At 64.4% G+C, this 23,725-nt stretch carries 19 protein-coding genes; 10 read left to right on the top strand and 9 right to left on the bottom strand.

Going from position 1 to position 23,725, the window contains the following annotated elements; all coding sequences use genetic code 11:
• Positions 1 to 190 precede the first annotated feature (190 nt).
• Entirely contained in the window at positions 191 to 1,738 is a 1,548-nt protein-coding gene (locus tag G6N28_RS09040) for a PE-PPE domain-containing protein (protein ID WP_163899545.1), read from the top strand.
• Here G6N28_RS09040 and G6N28_RS09035 read toward each other — a convergent pair.
• Positions 1,699 to 2,829 (bottom strand): glycosyltransferase family 4 protein, encoded by a 1,131-nt coding sequence (locus G6N28_RS09035; protein WP_163899543.1) that lies wholly within the window; start codon positions 2,827 to 2,829, stop codon positions 1,699 to 1,701. The two genes, G6N28_RS09040 and G6N28_RS09035, sit on opposite strands and share 40 nt — an antisense overlap.
• Positions 2,830 to 3,046: 217 nt before the next feature.
• Here G6N28_RS09035 and G6N28_RS09030 point away from each other — a divergent pair, with 217 nt between their 5' ends.
• The 5 genes from G6N28_RS09030 (at position 3,047) to G6N28_RS09010 (ending at position 8,799) form a co-directional block, all read left to right on the top strand.
• Complete coding sequence (locus G6N28_RS09030) at positions 3,047 to 3,922, top strand: class I SAM-dependent methyltransferase (RefSeq protein WP_235674521.1); 876 nt, start codon at positions 3,047 to 3,049, stop codon at positions 3,920 to 3,922.
• Entirely contained in the window at positions 3,922 to 4,911 is a 990-nt protein-coding gene (locus tag G6N28_RS09025) for a Gfo/Idh/MocA family protein (RefSeq protein WP_163899540.1), read from the top strand. The genes G6N28_RS09030 and G6N28_RS09025 overlap by 1 nt, the downstream gene beginning before the upstream one ends.
• Positions 4,912 to 5,157: 246 nt before the next feature.
• On the top strand, positions 5,158 to 6,156 hold the full coding sequence (locus G6N28_RS09020) for a Gfo/Idh/MocA family protein (RefSeq protein ID WP_163899538.1): 999 nt from the start codon (positions 5,158 to 5,160) through the stop codon (positions 6,154 to 6,156).
• Between the two features lie 163 nt (positions 6,157 to 6,319).
• Entirely contained in the window at positions 6,320 to 7,594 is a 1,275-nt protein-coding gene (locus G6N28_RS09015) for a glycosyltransferase (RefSeq protein ID WP_163899536.1), read from the top strand.
• A gap of 158 nt (positions 7,595 to 7,752) precedes the next feature.
• Complete coding sequence (locus G6N28_RS09010) at positions 7,753 to 8,799, top strand: acyltransferase family protein (RefSeq protein WP_235674748.1); 1,047 nt, start codon at positions 7,753 to 7,755, stop codon at positions 8,797 to 8,799.
• A 52-nt stretch (positions 8,800 to 8,851) separates the two neighbouring features.
• Here the strand turns inward: G6N28_RS09010 and G6N28_RS09005 are convergent, their stop codons facing one another.
• From G6N28_RS09005 to G6N28_RS08990, 4 genes are all read right to left on the bottom strand, one after another.
• Complete coding sequence (locus G6N28_RS09005) at positions 8,852 to 11,053, bottom strand: acyltransferase family protein (protein WP_163899534.1); 2,202 nt, start codon at positions 11,051 to 11,053, stop codon at positions 8,852 to 8,854.
• An 80-nt stretch (positions 11,054 to 11,133) separates the two neighbouring features.
• On the bottom strand, positions 11,134 to 11,895 hold the full coding sequence (locus G6N28_RS09000) for a rhamnosyl O-methyltransferase (RefSeq protein WP_163899532.1): 762 nt from the start codon (positions 11,893 to 11,895) through the stop codon (positions 11,134 to 11,136).
• Positions 11,896 to 12,023: 128 nt separating this feature from the next.
• Positions 12,024 to 12,800: a phthiotriol/phenolphthiotriol dimycocerosates methyltransferase gene (locus G6N28_RS08995; RefSeq protein WP_235674519.1), complete on the bottom strand. Its 777-nt coding sequence runs from the start codon at positions 12,798 to 12,800 to the stop codon at positions 12,024 to 12,026.
• Positions 12,801 to 13,009: 209 nt separating this feature from the next.
• A complete protein-coding gene (locus tag G6N28_RS08990) occupies positions 13,010 to 14,671 on the bottom strand; it encodes a GMC oxidoreductase (protein ID WP_163899528.1) in 1,662 nt (553 codons plus the stop codon).
• Between the two features lie 156 nt (positions 14,672 to 14,827).
• Between G6N28_RS08990 and G6N28_RS08985 the strand changes: the two genes are divergently transcribed.
• The 4 genes from G6N28_RS08985 to G6N28_RS08970 all read left to right on the top strand — a co-directional run bounded on the left by G6N28_RS08985 (position 14,828) and on the right by G6N28_RS08970 (position 20,097).
• Entirely contained in the window at positions 14,828 to 16,096 is a 1,269-nt protein-coding gene (locus G6N28_RS08985) for a glycosyltransferase (RefSeq protein WP_163899526.1), read from the top strand.
• A 335-nt stretch (positions 16,097 to 16,431) separates the two neighbouring features.
• Positions 16,432 to 17,757: a nucleotide sugar dehydrogenase gene (locus G6N28_RS08980; RefSeq protein ID WP_235674517.1), complete on the top strand. Its 1,326-nt coding sequence runs from the start codon at positions 16,432 to 16,434 to the stop codon at positions 17,755 to 17,757.
• Positions 17,758 to 17,806: 49 nt separating this feature from the next.
• Positions 17,807 to 18,817: an NAD-dependent epimerase/dehydratase family protein gene (locus G6N28_RS08975; RefSeq protein WP_163899522.1), complete on the top strand. Its 1,011-nt coding sequence runs from the start codon at positions 17,807 to 17,809 to the stop codon at positions 18,815 to 18,817.
• On the top strand, positions 18,817 to 20,097 hold the full coding sequence (locus tag G6N28_RS08970; protein ID WP_163899520.1) for a glycosyltransferase: 1,281 nt from the start codon (positions 18,817 to 18,819) through the stop codon (positions 20,095 to 20,097). Before G6N28_RS08975 ends, G6N28_RS08970 begins: the two co-directional genes overlap by 1 nt.
• 1 nt (position 20,098) lies before the next feature.
• On the opposite strand, the gene G6N28_RS26720 is transcribed toward G6N28_RS08970, so the two are convergent.
• From G6N28_RS26720 to G6N28_RS08955, 4 genes are read right to left on the bottom strand one after another with little or no spacing between them, the layout of a single operon-like run.
• The gene (locus tag G6N28_RS26720) at positions 20,099 to 20,899 is read right to left on the bottom strand and encodes an ABC transporter permease (RefSeq protein WP_170307890.1); all 801 of its coding nucleotides are present in this window, start codon (positions 20,897 to 20,899) and stop codon (positions 20,099 to 20,101) included.
• Entirely contained in the window at positions 20,896 to 21,651 is a 756-nt protein-coding gene (locus G6N28_RS26715) for an ABC transporter permease (protein WP_170307889.1), read from the bottom strand. The genes G6N28_RS26720 and G6N28_RS26715 overlap by 4 nt, the downstream gene beginning before the upstream one ends.
• Positions 21,648 to 22,577, bottom strand: coding sequence for an efflux ABC transporter ATPase subunit, DrrA-related (locus G6N28_RS08960; protein WP_308207202.1), 930 nt, complete (start codon positions 22,575 to 22,577; stop codon positions 21,648 to 21,650). The genes G6N28_RS26715 and G6N28_RS08960 overlap by 4 nt, the downstream gene beginning before the upstream one ends.
• 17 nt (positions 22,578 to 22,594) lie before the next feature.
• Positions 22,595 to 23,671 (bottom strand): NAD-dependent epimerase/dehydratase family protein, encoded by a 1,077-nt coding sequence (locus G6N28_RS08955; protein ID WP_163899515.1) that lies wholly within the window; start codon positions 23,669 to 23,671, stop codon positions 22,595 to 22,597.
• Positions 23,672 to 23,725 lie beyond the last annotated feature (54 nt).

Genomic DNA, 23,725 nt, shown 5'->3' with positions numbered 1-23,725 from the left:
GGGCGGAGCAGCAACAGAGTATTTTACGCGATCGATAATAATGCGCCATAATGGTCGCTGCTCCGCGTGATGGCAAGTCGCGGGGGATTCGCTGAGACTAGGGGAACTCAGGATGCGCGTAGCCCTTCGTGCCGCTGCGGCGACCGTTCCCGCAGTCCTGGCGACCGCGGTCGTGGTTCTCGTCGCGTCCATGACATTCGCCTTCGTCGCGCTGGCGAGTACCACCGTTCTCATCATGGGTGGCACAGGACACCCACTGTCGACACCACCCGACACTGCTCCGTACGTGCAGCAGTACATGGACGACGCGGTCAACAACTTCGTGTCGCCCGCGTCGGCGGCAACGATCCCCACCGGGATCCCCCAAGGGCCATACAACAGCGTCGCCGTCATCACGCCAGAGCAAGACTGGCCGAACTACGGGCAGTTGCCGATTTCTGAGTCGATCAGCCAAGGATTGGCGAGCCTCCACAGCTGTATCAGCTCCAACGTCTGTGACTACAACACAGAAATGGAGTCCACAGCGCCGTCTCCCTCTGACACATTTGTGGTCTTCGGGTATTCGCAGAGCGCCGCCATCGCCATGCTGGAAAAAGCGCGGCTGGCCGCCGAGTACGGTGAGGGTGAAGGCCCCGACGTCTCGTTCGTGGTGATCGGCGCCCCACGGCCGAACGGCGGACTGGGCGCACGAGACACGACCGGATTGATGACATTCCTCTTGTTCGGACGTTGGCCCGACGCCGACCTGATCAACATGCCCATTCCGACTGACACTCAGCACTTCACGGCGAATGCCGTGATTCAGTACGACGGTTTCTCGGATTTTCCATTGAATCCGCTGAACCTGCTCGCCACCGTCAACGCATACATGGGAGTGCTCCTCTTCCACACGACATACGGTGATCACAGCCTCGACGACCCCGGGGTGATAGATCAGGGGCAATACGGAGACACCCGCTTCTACTTGTTCCCATCCGAGATTCTCCCCGTGCTGAAGCCGATCCAGAGCATCCCCGTCATCGGCCCCGCACTGGCCGACTCGTGGGATCCGGTGCTGCGCGTGATGATCGAGTCGGCCTACAACCGCGGCATCAGTCCAGGAGTACCGACCCCGTTCGACGTCCTGTACTTCGAGAATCCAATCAAACTGGCCACCAACCTCCTCCTGGCGGTCCCGATCGGCATGGACAACGGGATCGAGTCGCTCTTCGGAGTCCGTCCACTGGGGACTCTCAGGCCGGGCCCATACGGCGTCGGCGGATCGGATGGAGGTCTCAAGATTCCCGAACCTGCCGCCATTACTGCCGGCGCGGAGAGTGTGGATCCACCAGTTGGCCCGACCTCCGCGGAATTGCCATCGGACAGCCCGGAATTCGCGTCCATCGATGCAGCCGACATGGTCACCGGGGAGCCGACGTCGTCTGAATCGGCGGGCGATGCCGACGCGGAGATCACGGAGTCGACTGACGAAACCGAATCGGTGGAGTCGTCATCGGACAGCGAAAATACCGGGTCTCCCGACTCACGTTTCGCGGATGACACCTTTCCGGATGACGCTGATGCGAAGGCCTCGTCGACGACCGATGTCGATCCCAGCCCTGCCTTGCGGTCCGCATCCGTTGCCGGCAGGTCGACTGAGTCGACGGATACCGATCAGGACTTCGTCGGTGACCGCGGTGCCCGTCGGGACGCCGCCGATCAAGACAAGCCGAGGATGGCGACGAGTTCGCTGTCGTGATGGTCGCGTTCAAAGCGTTGCGACGTTTCTAGGGCACCGATAGCCAGGCTGCGGCGCAGGTCTTCGTCAGCCTCGAGGGTCATCAGGTTGACGGCGAGAGCGTGCGCGTCTCCCGGCGGGCTGAGCAACCCGCCCACGCCGGGTTTGATGATCTCTGGGGTGCCGCCGGAGTTGGTTCCGCACACCGGCAGGCCGGCTCTCATCGCCTCGACGGTCACGCGGCCGAATGCTTCACGCTGGCTGCACATCAGGCCGACGTGCGCGGCCGCCCAGAAGGGGCCCAGATCGCGCGTCGGTGGGTGGATGGTCACCAGGTCGTCGACGCCCAGGCGGCGGGCAAGGCGGCGAAGTGGTTCGTGGCTTCCGGCGCCCACCAGTGTCAGCTCGATGTCGACACCGGCGCTTCGGGCGTTGGCAATGGCCTCGACGGCCAGGTGCTGTCCCTTGGCCGCAGAGAAGTAGCCGACCAGGATCGTGCGCATGCGCTCGTGGGGATGCCGCTGCGGTGGTGTGCCCAGCGCGGTGTCCACGACCGGGTAGAGCACATGTGTTGTCATCGCGGGGTCCAGCGCGAGCATTGTCTGCTCGACGGCGTGTGAGTTGCAGAGCACCGATTCCGAAAGCCGGCCGACCAGGCGGATCGTTGTGCGATATCCGAACAGAAACCACAGCCCATGGTCGTCTCGGCCGAATTCGCGGACCATCCAGTAATGCGGGATGCCGAGAATCTTGGCGGCGATGGCGTGCGACGGCACGGTCATGGTGTTGGTGAGCACTACCGTCGGACGGTGTCGGATGAAGAACACCAGTGCCTGCGCGATGCCCGGCAGAAGCAACACGGTGTAGGGCAGCCAGCCGATCAGCGCGTGCGGTTCGATGCCGCGCAAGCGCCACCATTTGCCGAAGGCCCACCAGGGCGTCAAGGCGATCTTGGTGTCAATGCCGTCGTCGACGCAGCGCTGTGCGACGTCGCCCTTCTGTCCGATGACCGCGACGAGATCCACGTCCGGCCGCTTTGTTCGCACCGCCAACAGCATGTCCCGAAATCCGACGACTCCGCCGCCGCCGAAAGTGGCGACGTTCGAGATCATCACAACCCTGGGGCGCGCACTCTGGTTGGCCGGTGCCTTGGTCGCGCGAGGCCGGATCCTCACCCGGCGCCAGAGCCCAGCGGCACACACGGGCCAAAGTCTAGGTGACAACCCACAACCCATGATTCGTAACGGGTCTACCGATCGCGTGCTTGACGTACCCTTCATCACGGCCACGTTGGCGGCCTAGGCTCGGCGAATTGAGCGTGTGGAGTGGATGAGCTATGCAGAGATCACCGGTTCGATGACTGAGGTCATGCCACTACCCGATACAGCGCTGGTGACGTTGTGGTGCCGTGCGAGTGAAGCACGCCGCGCCGATGCGATCATCGATGACCCGTTGGCCGTCAGCGTGGTCGACTCGATCGAGTACGACTTCAGCAAATTCAAGCTTTCCGCCGACCGCCAAGACCTTGCGTTGCGTGCGCTGGCATTCGACCGTGCAGCTCACGCCTATCTTTCGGACCACCCCAGGGCCACCGTGGTCGCCCTCGGCGAAGGAATGCAGACCAGCTTCTGGCGCGTCGATGCCGCCGATGACAGCGATGAATTTCGTTGGCTGACGGTGGACCTGCCGCCGATCATCGAGTTACGGAAGCGGCTGCTACCGACTTCGCCGCGGATGGCGGCATGCGCCCAGTCGGTATTGGATTTCACCTGGATGGATCAGGTGGATGCTCGGCACGGCGTGTTCGTCACCGCCGAAGGCTTACTGCCGTACCTGGAGCCCGGTGAGGCCCTGGACCTGATCGGAGAATGTGCACGCCGCTTCCCCGGGGGGCAGCTGATGTTCGACCTGCCGCCCAAGTCGCAGGCGTTGCTGGCCGGCCGTCCACGGCTGTGGAAGATTTTGCGTGGAGATTGGCCCCTGACGCCGTTCAGCCTCACCGGGCGTGAGCGCGCAAGGTTGGCCGACAGTGTGCCCGGGGTTCGTGCGGTGCACGACGTTCGGTTGCCGCGCGGCCGCGGACCGTTGTTCGACACGCTGTTGTCGAAGACTCGGGTGTCGCCGCTCCATCGGTTGCTGCGGTGGTGGGTTGGTGCCAACTGGCCAACGATTGCGTCCTTGACGCTGCTGGAGTTCGACGGCTAGTGAAAGAACAGGTGCGGATCGGCGTGCTCGGAGCGGCCCAGATCGCTCCGGCGGCGCTGATCAACCCGGCGAAGGCCAACCCCGACGTCGTGGTGGGCTCGGTGGCCGCGCGCGATGTCGAACGTGCCAAGGAGTTCGCCACCAAGCACGGGATCAACCGGGTACATGACAGCTACGAGGCGATGATCGCCGATCCGGATGTCGACGCGGTGTACATCCCCTTGCCAAATGGGTTGCACGGCAGATGGACTCGGGCTGCGCTGGAAGCGGGAAAGCATGTGCTGTGCGAGAAACCGTTCACGGCGAATGCGGCTGAAGCCCGCGAGGTCGCCGATCTGGCGGCGAAGTCGGATCAGGTGGTGATGGAGGCATTCCATTATCGCTATCACCCTTTCGCACTGCGTGCGGAGGAGATCATCGCCGCCGGTGAGCTCGGCACGCTGCGACGCGTAGACGTCGCATTTTGCTTTCCGCTGCCGCGGTTTTCGAACATCCGCTACGACTACGCACTGGCCGGGGGCGCGACGATGGATGCCGGCTGCTACGCGGTGCACATGCTGCGGACCTTCGGCGGTTCGACGCCGGAGGTTGTTTCGGCGCACGCCAAATTGCGTGATCCCCTGGTGGACCGGGCGATGACGGCCGAGTTGCGATTTCCCGAGGGCCACATCGGCCGGCTTCGTTGTTCGATGTGGTCCTCCGACCTGCTGAGGATAAGCGTCAACGTGGTCGGTGATCGTGGCGAGCTGCGGGTCCTCAACCCGGTTTTGCCCCACGTTTTCCACCGGTTCTCGGTACGCGCTGATGGCAGAAATCGGGTGGAGCGATTTCCGCGCCGGCCGACCTACGCCTACCAGCTGGATGCCTTCGCGGCGGCGGTTCTGCGGGGCGAGCCGGTGCCGACCACGCCGGAGGACGCCGTCGAGAACATGACCGTCATCGACTCGATCTACCGCGCCGCGGGCCTTCCGGTTCGCGAGCCATGCTGAGGGAGGAATGCCGGGTCACATGATGTCGACCGGCACTGCTACCGCGCCGACGCTATTGACGATATTGTCAATTTCTGACGTAGTAGTTAGAAGGTCTTCTAGTATCGCCTAGCGCGGCCGCGACCGTTGCTGGCGGCGGCAACGGCGACCGGGGATCTGCGCTCTCTGGGTCGCGTAAGGCGGACCGGTCGCAGTAGCCGGACTCGGTCAGCAAGACTGCACGGCTTGACATAGGAGAGTGAAGCCATGCCCGACAAGGCGGGCCCGATACGGATCGGGATCTTGGGCGCTTCGAGCTTTGCACCGACGACGATCATCAACCCGGCAAAGGGAAACCCCGAGGTCGTGATCGCGGCTGCCGCGTCGCGCGATGTTCCGAGCGCGGAGGCCTTCGCGGCCAAGTATGGCATCGCAAAGGCATACGGCAGCTACGAGGCGATGGTCGACGATCCTGATCTGGACGCCATCTACGTGCTGGTGCCGACCAGCATGCACGGCAAATGGACCAAGGCGGCCCTCGCCGCGGGCAAGCACGTGCTGTGTGAGAAACCGTTCACCGCCAATGCCGCCGAAGCCCGCGAAATCGCCGATCTGGCAGCGAAATCCGATCGAGTGGTGATGGAGGCCATCCAGTTCCGTCACCATCCGTTGACTCGCCGCGTAGAGGAGATCATCGCCTCTGGGGAGCTCGGCACACTGCAGCACGTCGACGTCAGCCTTTGCGTGTTGCTGCCGACCTTCAACGCCAACTGCTACAACTACGAGCTCGCTGGTGGCGCGATGATGGACGCCGGCAGCTACGTCGCCAATATCGCACGCACCTTCGGCGGCTCCACCCCACAGGTCGTGTCAGCGCAAGCCAAGCTGCAGAAGCCGCGTGTCGACCGCGCGATGTCGGCAAAACTGCGCTACCCCGCCGGGCACACGGGCCGGCTCCGCTGCGCGCTGTGGTCGGGGCATCTGTTCTGGGCGACGGCCAGCGTGGTGGGCGATGCCGGCAGGCTGAGGGTGCTCAGCCCCGCTGCACCCCACCTTTTCCCTGTGCTGTCGATCCGATCCGCCAACGGCAGGCGCGTTGAGCGCTTCCCCCGCCGAGCGACCTACTCCTACCAGCTGGACACCTTTGCTTCAGCGGTGCTGCGCGGGGAACCGGTACGGACGACCCCGGAGGACGCGGTCGAGAACATGTCCGTCATCGACGCCGTTTATCGCGCGGCGGGCCTGCCCATCCGGCAGCCGAGTTGAAAGCAGGAGATGGGCCGCGATGTCGTCAGCCGCCGGGCTGGATTGGCCCGCACGATTCCTGCCCGGGATTCGTCTGACAACGCTTACGCTAACGTCAAAAATGACGCCATAATGACCCTGCTCAGGCGTTGCCTACGCGCATGAGGCGAAAGGCTGATCCGCTATGAAAGTTGTGCTCGCATGCCACGGCGTTCGCGGCGATGTCGAGCCTTCCATCGTCGTCGGCCGCGAGTTGCTGCGAAGGGGCAACGACGTGAGCATTGCGGTCCCGCCTAACGTGATCGCCTTTGCGGAGGCGGCCGGGCTGACGGCGATTCCCTGGGGTCAGGACTCGCAGGTCATGATGGACGCGCAACGCGACTACTGGACGTGCTTCTTCCAACACCCTTGGAAATCAAGAGATCTCGAAAGGCTGGGGCGCGATATCGGTCGGATCGTGACTCAGTGCTGGACGGAGGAAGCGTTCTCGACTCTCACCTCCCTAGCGGAGGGGGCCGACGCGATCGTCGCCGGGTTCGGTTTCGAGCAGTTCTCTGCCAACGTTGCTGAGTACTACGACATTCCGCTGGCGACCCTGCACTTCTTCCCGACCCGCGCCAACGGCAAGATCCTGCCTCTGATTCCGGCCCCGTTGGGTCGTGCGGTCATGAAGGGATACGAGTGGGTTTCGTGGGCGGGTCCGGTCAAACAAGTGGAGGAGATCCAGCGCGGATTGCTGGGTCTGCCGAAGGCGACAAAGCCCTGGCCGCACAGGATCGCACACCGTGGCTCCCTGGAAATCCAGGCGTATGACGAGGTGGTGGTTCCGGGGCTGGCGGCTGAGTGGGCGAATTGGGGCGAGCAACGCCCCTTCGTCGGCACGCTGACGTTGGAGGCGCCGACAGACGCCGATGATGAGGTCTTGTCGTGGATCGCCGAGGGAACGCCGCCGATCTTTTTCGGCTTCGGCAGCGTTCCGGTTGGATCGCCAACGGATACGGTCGCGATGATCAGCGCAGTGTGCGAGCAGCTGGGTGCGCGGGCATTGGTGGGCGCGGGCTCGACCGACTTCGGCGCGACCACCTGTCCGGGACACGTCAAAGTGGTGGGCCAAGTGAACTACGCAACGATCTTCCCCGCCTGCCGCGCGGTGGTCCATCACAGTGGTGCCGGGACCATCGCCGCGTGCCTGCGTACCGGAGTACCGCAGGTGGGTCTCTGGACGCTGCCCGACCAATGGTTGCGAACCGTTCAGTTAAAGCGCTTGAAAGTTGGTACCGGGCGGCGGTTCTCGACCATTACGGAGCGGAAATTGGTTGCGGATCTGCAACTGATACTGGCCCCGGACTACCGGAACCGGGCACGCGCGCTGGCGGCCCAAATGACGAAGCCGGCAGACAGCGCTATCACCGCCACCGACCTCGTCGAGAACTTCGTACACGCCAGCCGTGTTTGTTAGCAGCGGAAGGCGGCCATAGTGAACGGGGTTCGGAATTGAGCGCCGACCCGAGGGTCATCGGTGACAACGAAGGCGAACACGTCAGTCGCCGGCGAAAGCGGACGCTGGTAGACGAATTCGACCCCCGCAACAACGCGCTGAATGCATGGCGATTGGTGATGGCGACGGGCGTCATACTGTGGCACTCCTGGCTTGTCACCGGTCGTCAGATATCGTTTGAACCGGCCCACCAGCTGATGCGAGATGTATGGGTGGACGGGTTCTTTGCCATTTCCGGATTTCTCATCACTTGGAGCTGGTTCAAAAGACCTAGGATTCGCGAATATTTCGTCGCTCGAGGGCTCCGCATCCTTCCGGGATTCTGGGTATGCCTGATCGTTGTCGCATTCGTCATCGCACCTATCGGCGTCGCGATGCAGGGTGGCTCGCCAGGCAAATTGCTGCTGTCGTCCGGGCCGATCGGCTACGTCGTCAACAACTGCGCACTCCTGATCAAACAAAGCGACATCTCTGGAACGCCGCTGGATGTTCCAATGCCGGGAGAATGGGATAGTTCTCTTTGGACTCTGTACTGGGAAGCGTTGTGCTACATCGCAATTGCAATTCTTGGAATCACCGGGCTGCTGCGGCGGCGGTGGGTGATCCCCATGCTGCTGGCGTTGGCGGTGCTCTGGTCCACCAGGCTGCCGTCAATGAGCGCGATCGTCGAAGCACCCCCCGACGAGCGCCCTCCCCTGGATGCGGCGACGCAGATGCTGATAGCGCAAGGGGCGGCCGCACGGTTCGCGGTCATGTTCCTAGCCGGTGCGTTGCTCTATCAAGTCCGCAACGTCATACCCGCACGATGGTCTTACGTCGGGCTGAGCGTGGCGATCGTGCTCGTGGCCAGTCTGCTGCCGAATTACCGGTGGATTGCCGCCTTCTCGCTGGCGTACGCGCTTGTCGTTTCGGGTGCTCTGATTCGCAACCCCCGATTCCGGCTGCGGACAGATCTGTCCTATGGCGTCTATATCTACGCGTTTCCGATGCAGCAAATACTGGTGATCGGCGGGCTTGGCTTTCTCGCGCCTCCCGTCTTCGGGATCATCGCCGCTGCGATCACCTTGCCGTTGGCTGCCTTGAGTTGGTTCCTTGTCGAGAAGCCTGCGATGTCGTTGAAATCGCGTCTCAGACGTAAGGTTTCACGGGTCGAGCAGTTGGAATGAGCCGTATCGGTTGTGCCATGGCCGTGGTCGCCAACTGCGACGCCAGCAGCCATCACTTGTGAGCTAAAGCGAGGTCGATCAGGGCGCCGATTACTGGGGCCAACGCGCGCGAATACTCGAGCGACATGTGGTTCCGGTCAAAGTAGACCAGCGTGTTGCCGACGATCACGGGGCATCGTTCCGAGGCGCAAAACAAGTTGGTGAGATCGGCATATTGCCCACCGGCCGCATTGGTAGCGGCGGCTTCCGCACTGATACCTGAAGCGTTGACCGCGGTCAATCGTGAAGGCGCACATGCGGTCGCGTCGTCGAGGTGGCCGGACAAACATATGGGAACCACTGATTGTGGGTCGGGGATTGGACCGAGCACCAGCACCTGTGATCCATTGTCACGCAGTCTCTGCACGGTCCGCGTCAGGCTGTCCAGCCACGCCGAGTCATAGGAAACGAAACCCGACTCCCAACCGGACGAACCATAACCGCGCCAATTGCTGAGAACGACTAGCCGCGGGGCATCGCCACGTAGCCGTGCGATGATGTCGTCACGCCATTGGTGGCATTCGGTGTACTCCCGACGCAGCACAGGGCTGTACACGGGTAGATCCAGTATCGGACAGCCGGCCCTGGCCAAGGTCTCAAGTCGCCAGCGCCGCTCCTCGGCCAGCCGTTGTAAAGCCGGGTACCACATCGCGGCATGCGAGTCGCCGATCAGGGCGACGGTGGTGGTCGAGGAGGTATCGCCCGAAGCGCATTCAGGGTGCCCCGTCTGAAAGAACGTGCGCATACAGCCGTTGAGGTACACACTTTTGTCTTCGGCTGCGGCATTGACAAGCGGCGGTTCCAGGCTTGACGGCACGGCTTCGAGGCCGGCGGAAGCGGCGACGGCATCCTGTACTTGGGAGAACGCTTCGCTGACCACGCTCTCGTAGGCGTCCGTACCGGATCCGGATCCTGCGGGGATGTGCGCTGCCTTGATAATCAGCGGTGGCGCGGGGGCGCCCCGTCCCAATGGAGCAGGAACGGTCTTCATAAGCGCCAGCCCAGCGCACACCGCGATCGCGGTGGCGACACCTCCGAGGGCTAGGCTGCGCATCGGCGAATCGCGAATGTCCGGGTTGAAGCGCAGTGGGTTCTCGATGAACCGGAGGGTCAGCCAGGCCAGCCCCGCAGAGATCAGAGCGGCCGCCACTCGAGCGCCCAGCCCCAGTGGGTGGCCCACTATAAGCGGAGCGAAGATCAGTACCGGCCAGTGCCACAAGTACCACGAGTAGGAGATGCGGCCGACAGCCCGCATCGACGGAAGGCCCAGCAGGCGTCCGCAGCCCTGCGAAGGGGCGGCGCAGCCGGCCCCGATGACCAGCGCGGCACCGAGGGTGGGAAGCAATGCTGCGGTGCCTGGAAAGGGTGTGGTCGGACTGAAGAGGGTGCAGGCCAGCAGGGTCAGTGTCAATCCGGCCCATCCCATGGCGGCGGCGCCCTTCGCGGATAACCGCTGCCACCGGACGATGGTCAGGGCCACCAGACCCCCGGTCGCCAACTGCCAGGCTCTAGTGGGCAAGGAATAGAAGGCCGCGGCAGGAGCCACGTTGGTGAGTGCGATCGAGATTCCAAAGGAGACGGCCGCGACAAGGGCAAGGGTGACCACATACGGGCGTTGCGTTGATACGCGGTGGCGCGTTGGCTCGCGCCGCGCTCGGAGCATGAGTCGGACGAGCCATGCCGTGCCGAGGAACAGGGGTGCCCATACGAAATAAAATTGCTCTTCAACGCCGAGCGACCAGTAATGCAGAAATGGCGATGGCGATAGGTAATCGTCGGCGGCGAAGTAGTTGACGCCATCCTGCACGAACCGATAGTTGCTGACGTACAGCGCGCTGAAGATGCCGTCATAAAGAACTGATGTCGCCTGCAGCGGAGGAAGAAGAACCGCTGAGGCGGCCATCGTGATCACGCCGACCGTGGCGGAGGCCGGCAGCAATCGACGCGCCCGTGCGCCGTAGAACGCACGTAGTCGAACGGAGCCGGTGGTGCTCACTTCCCGCCACAGGAGCCCGGTGATCAGGAAACCGGAAATGACGAAGAAGACGTCGACGCCGACGTACCCGCCGCCCATGCCGGGGATCGACGCATGGAAGGCGACCACTGCCACCACGGCGACTGCGCGTAAGCCCTCTATGTCGGGTCGGAACGCGCTCTGAACAGAGACACGACCCTCCCGCTCTCGGGTAGAGCTGACGCCGTCAGCCGGAGCCAAGGCCGCCTACTTCATATCGACGGGGACTGTTGAGGCCGCGCTTTTTCAGCGATCGAGTCAAGAGAGGTCTCAATCCGTCTTCAGTTGCGGATCAGGAATCCGTACGGCGCAAACGACCAGCCGAACTTGTTCTCCCGAGCGCTGTCATGCGTGTAGTCGTCGGGGAATTCCTTCTCGTACGCTTCGATCGCTTCGTATGGACCGGGCCCCCATTCAGGCGCGACCGGGTGCCCATTGAGGAGCGAATCCTCAACCACGAGATAATCCCCCCTCGACAGCAACGGTCGCAGGAGTTTCATTTCGGCGAGTACATGATCCATCGAGTGATCGCTGTCCAGAATGGCCCAAACCTTGCCGGGATACTCGCTTCTGAGTTGCCGAATACGTTCGGCAACCTCCGGTGATGCCGATGATGCTTCGACGAATTCCACGTCCAGATCACGCCGTGCCTGTGGCCTCAGCAACTTGTGGTCGATATCGACCGAGAGCACCTTGAACGGATTGCCGATCTGTCTCATCACGCTGGCCCAGTAGATCGCGGAGCCGCCGAAAGCTGTGCCGAACTCGATCACCAGAGACGGCTTGAGGCTGAACAAGATCTCCTGGTAATTCCACATATCGCAGGGCGACTTGTACGTCTCGATTCCCATCCAGGTGGTGTCCTGCCACACCAGATTGTTGAAGTACCACTTGGCGTACTCTTCAGGCTCTGACCCAGTCGAGCGGTAGAACAGCTGGGAAAATAGGCGGGTATTGCGTCGGTCAAACGCAATCTGGTTCAGAATCCGCAGCTTGGTCGCCAGGGGCGACCGCTTTGGTGCGGACTGTTGTTGGCTCGCCATACGATTCCTATCCTCGACGCAGGGACGGTGCGGCGATTGGTAGCGGTGGTTTCTAGCCCAGCTCGCTCGTGGCCATGCGAGCATGCGGCTCGTGAGGCTCTGGCACAGGGCTTCCTTCGAGGACCGGATCAGCCCTTGACGAAGTAATACATCCGGTAAGACATCCGCCCGTTTTCCAGGTTCCGGTAGATCCACGACTCCCGGACCGGCGCCCCTTGGCGGGCTACCCGCCGCATGAATTTCGGCACCAGGCTGTCCATCACCTGGCCACCCCACGGGGTCGGATTGAGATCGAGGCCCCGCAGCACCTCTGTGTTGATCTCCCGCCATGAGACGAGCTGCAGTCCGGTCGCGCTGGCCAGCCCCTCTTCCCATCGCGGGCACTCGTAGCGCTGTCGGACGTCGGTGTACAGAAATGCGCCGCCACGCCGCAGCACCCGCTCGACCTCCCCGAGGAACCGGTCGAAATGTGGGTAGCAATGCGACGATTCGACGTTGATCACCGCGTCGAACGACTCCGCTGGAAACGGCAGGCTCTCGGCGTTGCCCTGGACGAACTCCAGGCCGGGCACCTGATGGTTCCGACGGCAGAACTCAATCCCCTTCGGGTTGAGATCCAACCCGACATAGGAGGCCGGGCCTAGCGCGCGAGCGAGGTACGAGGCGCCGCCGCCATGCCCGCAGCCCACCTCGAGCACCTGCTTTCCGGCAAGGCCGCCGGCCTGGGTGGCGGTGCTGTGGTACAGCTGAATCGGGTATCGGTGGGGTTCATCCGAGGCCTCCAGCGGGATGGCCATCGCCGGGTCTTCTTCGTAACCCCAATTGAGGAAGAAGACGTTGTCGTCGACCCGTCGGGTCAAGTACGGATAGAGCCGCTTGTTGATGCCTTGGACGGTGTTCCGCACGACTGGACCGAGCGCAGCGTCCGCGGTAATCAACCGCCTGACGGCGTCAGCGCGCGGCGTTGAGGGGCGTGTCATGGCAGGGATAGTATTCCTCCTCTCCGAAATTTTGACGATGTTGATAATTTAGCCCGGCTCCTTGTTCCAGCGGTCGCCCGCCCGAGACAAGCCCCGCCCGGTTCGGCGCGAATGACCGGTTCCGTTCAACCGGGTCAGTTGGCGAAGTGCGTCCCGTTCACATGGGCGGCCACCCGCAAGGCATTGGCCGCGACGGTCAGGCTGGGATTCAAGCCCGCACTGGAGGGGAAGAACGACGTGTCCACCACGTAGAGGTTCTCGACTTGGTGCGCCCGGTTCTGCGGGTCCAGCACGCTGGTGGCCGGATCGGTGCCGAATCGGCAGGTGCCGCAGACGTGTCCCATATTGGAGTTGTCTCTGCCGCTGCCCAACCTCCGCTTGCGAAACGGCTTCACAGCCTCCTGGAAAAGTTGCTGAAAGGTCGCGTGGCGGCGAAGATCGTTAGCGCGCAGTCGATATTGAATTCGCATTCGCTGGCGGCCGTCGGGCCTCGGGTTCTCCGGCAGCATCACCCGATTGTCCAAATAGGGCAGGTCTTCCATCATCGAGGCGAGGATCAGCCCCCCGGTGAAGAACCTCTCGTAAACGTGACGCACCGCTGGAAGCATGAGCCGTAGGGCCGTTCCTCGCGGGCCCGGCCGGTTGATGAGCCATTCCATCGGGGGTATCGCACCGAAGGATTGAACGGTGCCGTACTTCTGGCCCTCGAAGAAGTAGAAATCGTTGAGGCCGATCTCCTTGTTGGCGGCGGTGATCGTGCTGTCGGGCCGCGGCCAGATCTCGATCGGATCGAGCAGATGGCGCATCAGGTTGCGCCCCACCATGTCTGACCCGTTGGCCAACCCTCGCGGCCAGTCGCCGCAGCGGGAGCCCAGGAGCAGCACCGGGGTGGCCAGCGCACCCGCGGCCAGCGCCACCACCTTCGCCGTCAATGTCAGGCGACCCGTCGGGTGCTCGCAGATCACCCGTCGGACCCGGGTGCGGTCGGCGTCCAGGCCCACCACCCGGCACTCCGTCAACAAGCCGGCGCCGTGATTCGACACGGCAGGCAGCACGCAGTTGCGGGCGGCGTCGTTCTTGCACGGCCGTGCGCAGAGATAGGTCTGACACGTGGCGCACCCGTCGGTGTAGTCGCAGGCCATCGGCAGGTGATAGGGATGCAATCCCAGACCTGAGAGATGGTCGACCAGCGGCCGGTTGTCGGCCGAGAACGGCGGCGCGGCGGGCAATCCCACCGCAGCGGCCTCCGGCCGTAACGGGTCGGCTTGGCCGCGTACGCGTAGCAGCTTCTCCGCCTCGGCATACCAGGGCGCCATCTGGTCGTAGGTGATCGGCCACGCTTCCGGGACCGTGGAATCGCCGGGGTCGGAGAAGTGTTGTCGGGGCGTGAAGTCGTCGACGAACAACCGTTCGCAGACCATTCCGTAGAGCGCCGAAGATCCCCCGGTTCCGCTACCGATGAACGGCACGAACCGTCTGGGGAAGCGGCCGCTGATGTCTTCGACCTCGTCGGTCGAGCGGCCGGCCCGCGCCAACGCGGCGTAGTAGGCCTCGGGGGATCGAGCCGCCGTCGGCTCGGCCAGCTCCGGCATGGCGGCCCGGATGGTCCCCGGCGTGCCGGGCAACGTCGAGCGGCCCTTTTCGACGAACAGCACTCGCCGGCCCGACCGGGCCAGCGAGTAGCCGAACATGCCGCCGCCCATGCCGGCGCCCACGACGATCGCGTCCCACACGATGCGCTCGGCTTCGCGCGAACTCAGCTCGCCGTCTACCAAGACCGAACTCCTCAGCGGCATGGCCCAGCTCGGCGGGGTCGGGTCTGGGCGATTCGGCAGCCTATCAACCGTGGGCGCAGCCCAGACGACGAACGCTGACGAGTGCGTCAAAAAGCGGTAATAATGACCGGTGCTCCTGCCGGTGCGCGCAAGACGGACTGAAAGGCCGATTCGACGATGAGATTTGTGCTGGCGAGCTATGGCGGGCGCGGTGACGTCGAACCCGCTGTCGTCGTCGGCCGCGAGTTGCAGCGTCGGGGGCACGACGTATGCATGGCCGTCCCGCCCAACCTGATCGGGTTTGCCGCCTCGGCCGGGCTCGAGGCGATTGGTTACGGCCTGGATTCGGCGCCGATCCTGGATCTGCAACGCAAGTACTTCACCTGCTACTCGCGCACACCCTGGAAGCTCAAGGAGCTCCGGAGCATGGCGCGCGAAACCGAGCAGTTCGCCGCCGATTGCTGGGCGGCCATGACCACGTCGCTGGCGGCGGCCGCCGATGGGGCAGATGTCCTCCTGACCGGGCTGATTTTCGAACAGCCCGCCGCCAACGTCGCCGAGGCTCTCGATCTGCCGCTGGTCACGTTGCACTACTTTCCGTGCCGCGCCCACGGTCAGCTCATGCCGATTCTGCCGCCGCCAGTGAGCCGCATGGTGATGACGGTGAACGACTGGGCGGCCTGGCGCGGGACGCGGGATGACGAGAACGCGCAGCGTCGTGAGCTGGGCCTGGATCCGGCCACCGCGCCCGCTCCGCGGCGCATCGCCGACCGTGGTGCGCTGGAGATCCAGGCCTACGATCGGGTGTGCTTTCCCGGGTTGGCGGTCGAGTGGGCGGAATGGAACGAGACGCGGCCGTTCGTAGGTGCGTTGGCGCTCGAGTCGCCGACCGACGCCGACGAGGAGGTGGCGCAGTGGATCGCCGCTGGATCGCCGCCGATCTTCTTCGGGTTCGGCAGCGTTCCGATCGGCTCACCGGCAGAAACGGTCGAAATGATCGCCACCGCTTGTGCGCGGCTGGGTGAGCGCGCGCTGGTCGGTGCGGGCGGAACCGACTTCGCATCCGCGCCCCGGTTCGACCACGTCAAGGTGGTGGGCCAGGTCAACTACGCGACGATCTTCCCGATGTGCCGCGCGGTCGTGCACCATGGCGGTTCGGGCACCGTGGCAGCGTGTCTACGCGCGGGGGTTCCCCAATTGATCCTCTGGACGTTGCCCGATCAGCCGTTCTTCGCCGCGCAGCTCAAGCGATTGAAAGTCGGTGCCGGGCAGCGGTTTTCGACCACTACCGAGAAGTCACTGTACGCCGGCCTGCGCCGGGTCCTTGCTCCTCGGTACCGCAAGCATGCACGGCAGATCGCTCCGCGTATCACGAGACCCTCAAAGAGTGCCTCGACCGCTGCTGATTTGGTGGAGGATTTCGCTCGGCTGCGCGCGAGACGCTAACCGGATCGACACCCGTCGAGCACGAGCGGGCCAGCGTTGCGGCTGAGGTTCACAGACACACCCGCCAGCGGCCGATGCCTCGCTCCTGGCACCTGCGCGTACCCCATGGCTGCACTCTGCCGGCTCGGCCGAGGGACGAGGTATCGGACCTGACGCCCAAACCGGGGGTTTCCAGGTGGTTGACGCGAGCGTTAGTTAGACTGCGCCCGTCAGCGGGGACCGGGGGGTGCTCGCTGACACACCGGACGTGCACGGCAATTGGAGGGCTTGGTACCGCAATGGCAAGAGGTGCGTTCGGACGGAGCGACGCTGAGATCGACCTTTTGGTGCGCGGCATGCGGTCCGGCATCGCGATCGTGGGCTTCGGCTACATCGGTACGGTGATCGGTGCGGTGCTGGCCGATCGTGGTTGGCCGGTCACCGGGATCGACGTGCGGCAGAACGTTGTCGACGAGATCAACCTGGGCAAAACCACCGTGCCGGAGCCGGGGCTCGACGAGCTTGTCGCCAACAGCGTCCGAATGGGACGGCTTCGCGCGACCGCGGACTTCGGCGCCATCGCCGACAACGACTTCGTCATCGTGACCGTCGGCACCCCGCTGGGCCCGGACTACGAGCCCATCGTCGACGACATCAAGGCCGCGGCGCGGGCCGTCGGGGAGCAATTGCGCCAAGGCCATCTCGTCGTGCTCAAGAGCACGGTGCCGCCCGACACCACCGAAAACCTTGTCCGGCCCATCCTCGAGGAGGCCTCCGGGCTTCGGGCCGGGGTCGATTTCGGGCTGGCGTTCTGTCCTGAACGGATCGCCGAAGGCCAAGCCATCCACGAGCTGACGTCCATCCCCGTCGTGGTCGGAGCTGTCGACGAGCGCAGCGCCCGCGCCTGCGCCACGCTGTGGCGACACGCCCTCGGAGTGGACTCGGTCATCGTCGACGACCCGCGAACCGCCGAGATGGTCAAGCTGGCCGACAACCTCTGGGTGGACCTCAACGTCGCACTCGCCAACGAGCTTGCCAAGCTCTGCGACAAGCTCGGCATGGACGCCCTTCAGGTCATCGAGGCGGCCAACACCATGCCGAAAGGCGGTGGGCCGGTCAACATCTTGCGGCCGAGCATGGGCGTCGGCGGCTACTGCCTGACCAAGGATCCATGGTTCCTCAACCACCTGGGCGAGTCCGTCGGGCTGGACCTGGCCATCCCGCGGACGTCGAGGACCGTCAACGACACCATGCCCGGCTACACCTACGGGCTGCTCACCGAACTCCTCGCCGCACAGGGCAAGACGATCGAGGCGAGCAAGATCGCCGTGCTGGGCATCGCGTTCAAGAACAACACCGGGGATTGCCGCCTCACCCCGACGAAATACGTCATCGCCATGCTCGAAGAATCCGGATGCCAGCTCTCGGTCCACGATCCGTGGGTTCCCGATGAGGAGGCCCACGAGGTGACGAAAATCCCGCTGACGCCCGACATCGAATCCGCGGTCAAGGACGCCGACGCCCTGGTGGTGCTTGCCGGACACCGCCAGTTCCATCAGGTCCCGCTGACCCGGCTGGCCGACCTGACCACCGCCGGATGCGTGTTCCTGGACGGACGGAACAGCTTCGACCCCGCGGCCGTGCGCGCCGCCGGCTTCGTCTACAAGGGGGTCGGCCGGTAATCGGCCGACGAGCGGCGTCCGCACCTGCAGCGAACAGAGAGAGCAGACCATGTCCAATGTCGTGGTGACAGGAGGCTACGGCTTCGTCGGGTCACACCTGGTCACCGCGTTGCTGAACCGCGGTGACACGGTCACGGTCTTCGACTTCGCCAGGAACACCCGCGACACCAGTATCGACTTCGACCGGCACCCCAATTTCCGATTCGTACAGGGCGACGTCACCGACCGAACCGCCCTGGAAGCGGCCATCACCCCCGACGTCGACAAGGTGTTCCATCTGGCCTCGGTCGTCGGTGTCAACAAGTATGTCGAGGATCCGCTGCGGGTCGTCGACGTCAGCGTGATCGGCACCCGCAACGTGTTGGAGTTGAGCCACCGGCACGGGGCCCGCGTCGTGTTCACCAGCACGTCGGAGGTGTACGGCAAGAACCCGAACACACCGTGGTCCGAGGATGACGACCGCGTTGTCGGTTCGACGAGGACCGCGCGCTGGAGCTACAGCACCAGCAAGGCCATGGCCGAGCACATGGTCTTCGCGATGCACGACGCCTATGGGTTGCCGGTCACGGTGGTGCGCTTCTTCAACGTATACGGGCCGCGGCAGAACCCGATCTTCGTGATCTCCAAGAGCATTCACCGCATTCTCAACGGTCGTGAGCCGCTGCTGTATGACAGCGGAAACCAGACCCGATGCTTCACCTATGTCGATGACGCGGTGGCAGGCACCCTGCTCGCCGCGGACAGCGATGCGGGCATCGGTGAGGCGTTCAACATCGGCAGCATGACCGAAACGACCATGCGTGACGCGGTCGACCTGGCCATCAAGATCGCAAAGGTCGACTCGGTGTCGAGCACCGAGGCCTTCGACACCGCCGTGAGCTACGGGGATCGCTATGAGGACATCCCCCGTCGCGTGCCTGACTCGACCAAGGCGCAGCGCGTGCTGGGGTGGCGCCTGCAAGTCGACCTGGAAGAGGGGCTGCGCCGCACCATCGAATGGGCACGGGCCAACCCGTGGTACCTCGAGGAGGCCGGGGACCGGCAGGGTCAGCGCACCTGATGAAGTTCGTGTTGGCGAACTGGGGGACTCGCGGCGAAGTTGAACCTTACGCCGCGCTTGCCCGCGAACTCGTGCGCCGCGGGCACGCCGTCCACCTGGTCGTCGGGCCCGAGCTGGTCGGTTTCGCCGAATCCGCGGGTGCCGAGGCGGTCCCATTCGGACCGCCGCTGGCCGCGGTGATCGAGCCGCACCATCACTATTGGAACCTGTTCTTCAGCAAACCCTGGCAACTGCGGGAACTGAACAGGTTGCTCAACGATTTCGCGAGCCCCCTCAGCCAGTGCCGAGACCAGGTTCGAGAGACACTGCTGACGCTGTCCACGGGCGCCGATCTTCTGCTGTCCGGGATGAACTATGAGGAAGTGGCGTCCAACGTGGCCGAGTGTTGCGGTACGGCGTTGGCCACACTGCAGCATTTCCCGCTTCGCACCAACGGTTCTCTCGTGCCGTTTCTGCCGGCGCGTCTGGGCCGCGCGACAATGGCGGCGACCGAATGGCTGACTTGGCGCGGACACAAGGCCGACGACGACGCCGAGCGCATGGCACTCGGCTTGCCGAAGACGACCGGTCACTGGACGAAGCGAATCGCCGCACTGGATGCGATGGAAATTCAGGCCTACGACGCGGTGTGTTACCCCGGGCTCGCGGACGAATGGGCCGCTTGGAATGACCAGCAGATCCCCAAACGGCCGTTCGTCGGAGCGCTGACGATGCAGCTTCCTGCCGATGACGACGCCGAGATCGCGTCATGGATCGCCCAAGGGTCTCCGCCGATCTTCTTCGGCTTCGGCAGCATGCCGCTCGATTCTGCCGCGGCCGACACGATCGCGATGATCGCGGGCGCCTGCGCCCAGCTCGGCGAGCGGGCGGTGATCGGTGCGGGCTGGACGGATTTCGGCAGCGTCCCGCGGTACGAGCACGTCAAGATCGTGGGCGCGGTGAACTACGCGGAAATCTTTCCGGCGTGCCGCGCGATCGTTCACCACGGTGGCTCGGGCACCACCAACGCGGGGCTGCGCTCAGGGCGACCGACGATGATCCTCTGGATGCTGCCCGATCAAGCCTGCTGGGCAGCTCAACTCAAGAAACTGAAAGTGGGCACCGGGCGGCGCTTTTCGGCCACCACCGAGGAGACTCTGGTCGCAGACCTCCGGACCATCCTCGCCCCCGATTGCGTCGCACGTGCCCAACAGCTCGCGGCCAAGATGACCAAACCTGGCGAAAGCGTCGCCGCGGCGGCCGACCTGGCGGAGCGCTTCGCTCTCTCGCGTCGCGGCTGAATCAACCGCGGACCCCGCCCGACTCGGCGGCTATCCGGTAGTTGCGGACGGTCAGCGGCCCGATCACCGCGCCGAGGCCGACGGTCCAGACCACGCCCCACAGCAGGGGCCACCACGGAATGCCGCCTTGAGCAAGTGTCCGCATCGACTCGACGATCGGATCCATCGGTTGGAATCGGATGAGCGGCCACATCCACGAGGGCAGCGATTCAACGGGCGGTGAGCCCGAGCTGGCGAACACCGCGGTGATCGCGGGCAGACCCAGCCAAATAAGCACGGTGCCGTCCTTGGCGCGTACCGCGACTGCGATCACCGCCATCGCGAAGACCAGCACCACCATCACCGGCACCAGCAGGTAGAGGAGCAGGGCCAACGGGCCGCCCTCGAAACGAAGCCCCAACCCGATACCGACCGCCGTGATCAAGGCAGTACTCACCAATGTCCGCGCGGCTTCCGCGATGAGTCGACCGGTCAGGGCGCTGGCGCGGTTCACGGGCAGCACCCACAACCTGCTGAGCATGCCGATGTCCCGTTCGAACGAGAGGGTGAGCCCGACCGCGATCGCCCCGGAGAAGGCCCCCGCGATCGCACAGGTGGGCACCAAACCGTAAAGGCTGTCCGTCCCGGTGATTCTCATGACCGACTTGCCGATCAGCAAGTAATAGGTGATCAGCAGGAAGGTCGGAAACACCAGCGCTTGGATCGGCACCAGCGGATCGCGCCGCCAATGGGTGAATTGCTGTCCCGCGAAAATCAGGCTTTCGGAGAGCAGCGAGCTTCGCAAGGGTGTCGCCGTGGTCATAGCGTCCGCCTCTGCATTCGCACCGCGATCACCCCGAAGACCAGAAGCATGCCGAGGCACCATGCCACGCTGCTCATCACGCTGCCCATCGGCACCTGTCCCGCGGCTAGTCCCCGCAAGGCGTCGGTGACCTGCGAGACCGGTTGGTATCGAACGAACCCGTGCAGCCACTCGGGAAACGAATCGACGGGCGCCATCCCCGTCGACAACATGATGAGCATCATCTGCGGAACGAGGAGGACCTGGCTGGCCCCCCCGGACCTGCCGATCGCAGCGCCCGAGATGCTCACCCCGGTCGCATCCGCGGCAAGCGACAGCGCCAGCGTCAACGCCAGCACAAAAATCGTGAAGGCCACGAGATGGCCTGGGCCGCCGAGCATTCGAAAACCGAAGGCATATCCGATGCCGATCGTGACGACGAGGGCGATCGTGCCGCGGATAAGGCAGTACAGCATGCGGGCGGTTAGCGGCGTCAGCGTGGAGAGGGGCATGGTGCGGAACCGAAGACCCAGTTCGGACTGGTGGTCTCGGGCAGCACGGTCGACGGTTGTCAGCGCACCGAGCAGCGTCACCTGGACGATGATGACGGGCAACAGGTACTGGGGGTAGCCGATCCCACCGGTGTCGATCACGTTGCGCAGCGCGAGATTGAACACGACGAAGATGCCTGCGGGCGCCAACACCGCGAACGGCAGATCGCTGCGCAGTGTCTCCCGCACCATGCGTTCGGTGAGCACGGCAACAGCGGTCACGCGGTCATACTGCCTGTGAGATGTAGGAATACCTCATCCAGGGACGGCTTCCGCAGTGAGATGTCGGCGAGCTCGACGTCAAGCTGGTCGACTCGACGGAACACCTCGCTGAGCGTACCGATCCCGTTGGGCGCCAACACTGTAACGGTATTGGCCTCCTCGTCGGCCTGGGCATCCTCGAGGTCTGCCACCGCGGCGAGGACTTTGGTCAGGTCGGCGGGGTTGACGGGGCTGACCGTGCAGTAGCTGATACCGACGCGGCTCTTGAGGTCCTCGGCGGTTCCGGTCGCGATGACCCGACCGTGGTCGATGACGACGATCGAATCGCTGAGTACGTCGGCTTCCTCGAGATACTGGGTGGTGAGCAGCACCGTCACCCCCTCGGCGGCCAGCGACGACACCAGGTCCCACACGCCGCGGCGGCTACGCGGGTCCAGGCCGGTCGTCGGCTCGTCGAGGAAGAGCACTTTCGGCGGAACCACGAGGGCGGCGGCGATGTCGATGCGGCGCCGCATGCCACCGGAATAGGTGACCACGTTCCGGTCGGCGGCATCGACCAGATCGAATTGTTCGATCAAGGCGTCGGCTCGCGCGTACGCCGCCTTGCGGCGCATGCCACGCAACCGGCTGAACATCACCAGGTTCTCCCGCCCGCTCAGCTGCCAGTCGATGGCGGCGACCTGGCCCGTCGTCGCGATCGATGCGCGTACCCCTGCGGGGTCCTTGACGACGTCGTGCCCTGCGACGACGGCTTTGCCGTAGGTGGGTCGCATCAAGGTGGACAGGATGTTGATCGTGGTCGTCTTGCCCGCGCCGTTGTGGCCGAGCAGTGCGCACACCGACCCTGCGGCAACGGAAAAGCTGACGTCCTGCAGGGCGAGTATCGTCCCGTCGAACGTCTTGGCTATGCCGTCAAGCTCGATCACGGATATTGACCATAGCGTTAGCGGTGTCCGTTCGGGACAAGTGTGCCGATCCAGTCCAGCAGCGCCCGCGTCCCCTCGTCGAGCGACCATTTCGGGCGCCAGTTGAGTTCCTTCATCGCCTGCTCGGTGTCGCAGCGGGCGGCGCGAACGTCACCGTCGCGGAACTTCGGTACGACGACCGGCTCCGGTGCGTCGCAGATCGATGCCAGTTGTCGGGCGAGTTCGTGGATGGTGGTGGGAACACCCGAACCGATGTCGACGCAGCGTGCTTGGCCCGCGGGCTCCTCGATCGCCGAGAACAGCGCCTCGACCACGTCGTCGATGTACACGAAATCGCGCACGATGCGGCCGTCTTCGTAGACCTCCAAGATCTGCTGCTGGCGTGCCAGACGCGCGAACAGCGCCACTATTCCGGTGTAGGAGTTCGTCAGCGATTGGCCGGGGCCGTAGACGTTCTGCAGGCGCAACACGCTGAGCCGGGTGTCGTGGGCTGCCGCCCAGGCGGCCATGATGTGCTCCTGGGCCAGCTTGGTCGCGGCGTAGATGTTGGTGGGCCGAGGCTCGGTTCGACCGGCGCTGCTCGCCAGTGGCGCGGCGGGCTCGCCCGATGGGCTCGGGGGATCCCAGCTGCCTGCGGCGAGCTGGGCGTGGCTGCGCGGCGGCGGATAGAAGATGTGGGAGCCCGCTTGCCAGGCCCCTTCTCCGTAGACGGCCCGTGACGATGCCAGTACCAGTTGGTCGGGTACGTACCCGCAGCGGCTCAACGCGTCGAGCAACTGGGTGGTGCCGACCACGTTGACCGAGCCGTGTCGGCTGGCCTCCGACAGGGACTGCGCCGTGCCGGTCTCGGCCGCCAGATGCACGACCTGTGCAGGTTTGAACAGCCGCAGCACGACATCGCAGTCGGGCGCATGGGTGACATCGCCGCTGAAGAACCGCACCGATGCCGGCAGGTCGAGAGTGGCGTGCGCGCCGTGCACCTGAGGATGCAGAACGTCCAGGACGCCGACGTCGTAACCGTCCTCGACGAGACGGCGCGCGAGCGCTGACCCGATGAACCCGGCCCCGCCGGTGATGAGGACAGACTTCGGCATGTCGAGACTCCTGGTCATGAAACCGTGACCAGCGCGAAAGGCGCTGGGTGCGGT

Source organism: Mycolicibacterium pulveris (assembly GCF_010725725.1).
GTDB lineage: Bacteria > Actinomycetota > Actinomycetes > Mycobacteriales > Mycobacteriaceae > Mycobacterium > Mycobacterium pulveris.
Note: the sequence above shows the minus strand (reverse complement) of the source record. Positions and strands in the feature narration are given on the sequence as shown.

Bases quoted from the DNA above. Each gene is read 5' to 3' on its own strand.
- G6N28_RS09040 (WP_163899545.1), top strand. From the start codon at position 191: ATGACATTCGCCTTCGTCGCGCTGGCGAGTACCACCGTTCTCATCATG.
- G6N28_RS09035 (WP_163899543.1), bottom strand. From the start codon at position 2,829: ATGATCTCGAACGTCGCCACTTTCGGCGGCGGCGGAGTCGTCGGATTT.
- G6N28_RS09030 (WP_235674521.1), top strand. From the start codon at position 3,047: ATGAGCTATGCAGAGATCACCGGTTCGATGACTGAGGTCATGCCACTA.
- G6N28_RS09020 (WP_163899538.1), top strand. From the start codon at position 5,158: ATGCCCGACAAGGCGGGCCCGATACGGATCGGGATCTTGGGCGCTTCG.
- G6N28_RS09015 (WP_163899536.1), top strand. From the start codon at position 6,320: ATGAAAGTTGTGCTCGCATGCCACGGCGTTCGCGGCGATGTCGAGCCT.
- G6N28_RS09010 (WP_235674748.1), top strand. From the start codon at position 7,753: ATGGCGACGGGCGTCATACTGTGGCACTCCTGGCTTGTCACCGGTCGT.
- G6N28_RS09000 (WP_163899532.1), bottom strand. From the start codon at position 11,895: ATGGCGAGCCAACAACAGTCCGCACCAAAGCGGTCGCCCCTGGCGACC.
- G6N28_RS08990 (WP_163899528.1), bottom strand. From the start codon at position 14,671: ATGCCGCTGAGGAGTTCGGTCTTGGTAGACGGCGAGCTGAGTTCGCGC.
- G6N28_RS08985 (WP_163899526.1), top strand. From the start codon at position 14,828: ATGAGATTTGTGCTGGCGAGCTATGGCGGGCGCGGTGACGTCGAACCC.
- G6N28_RS08980 (WP_235674517.1), top strand. From the start codon at position 16,432: ATGCGGTCCGGCATCGCGATCGTGGGCTTCGGCTACATCGGTACGGTG.
- G6N28_RS08975 (WP_163899522.1), top strand. From the start codon at position 17,807: ATGTCCAATGTCGTGGTGACAGGAGGCTACGGCTTCGTCGGGTCACAC.
- G6N28_RS08970 (WP_163899520.1), top strand. From the start codon at position 18,817: ATGAAGTTCGTGTTGGCGAACTGGGGGACTCGCGGCGAAGTTGAACCT.
- G6N28_RS26720 (WP_170307890.1), bottom strand. From the start codon at position 20,899: ATGACCACGGCGACACCCTTGCGAAGCTCGCTGCTCTCCGAAAGCCTG.
- G6N28_RS08955 (WP_163899515.1), bottom strand. From the start codon at position 23,671: ATGCCGAAGTCTGTCCTCATCACCGGCGGGGCCGGGTTCATCGGGTCA.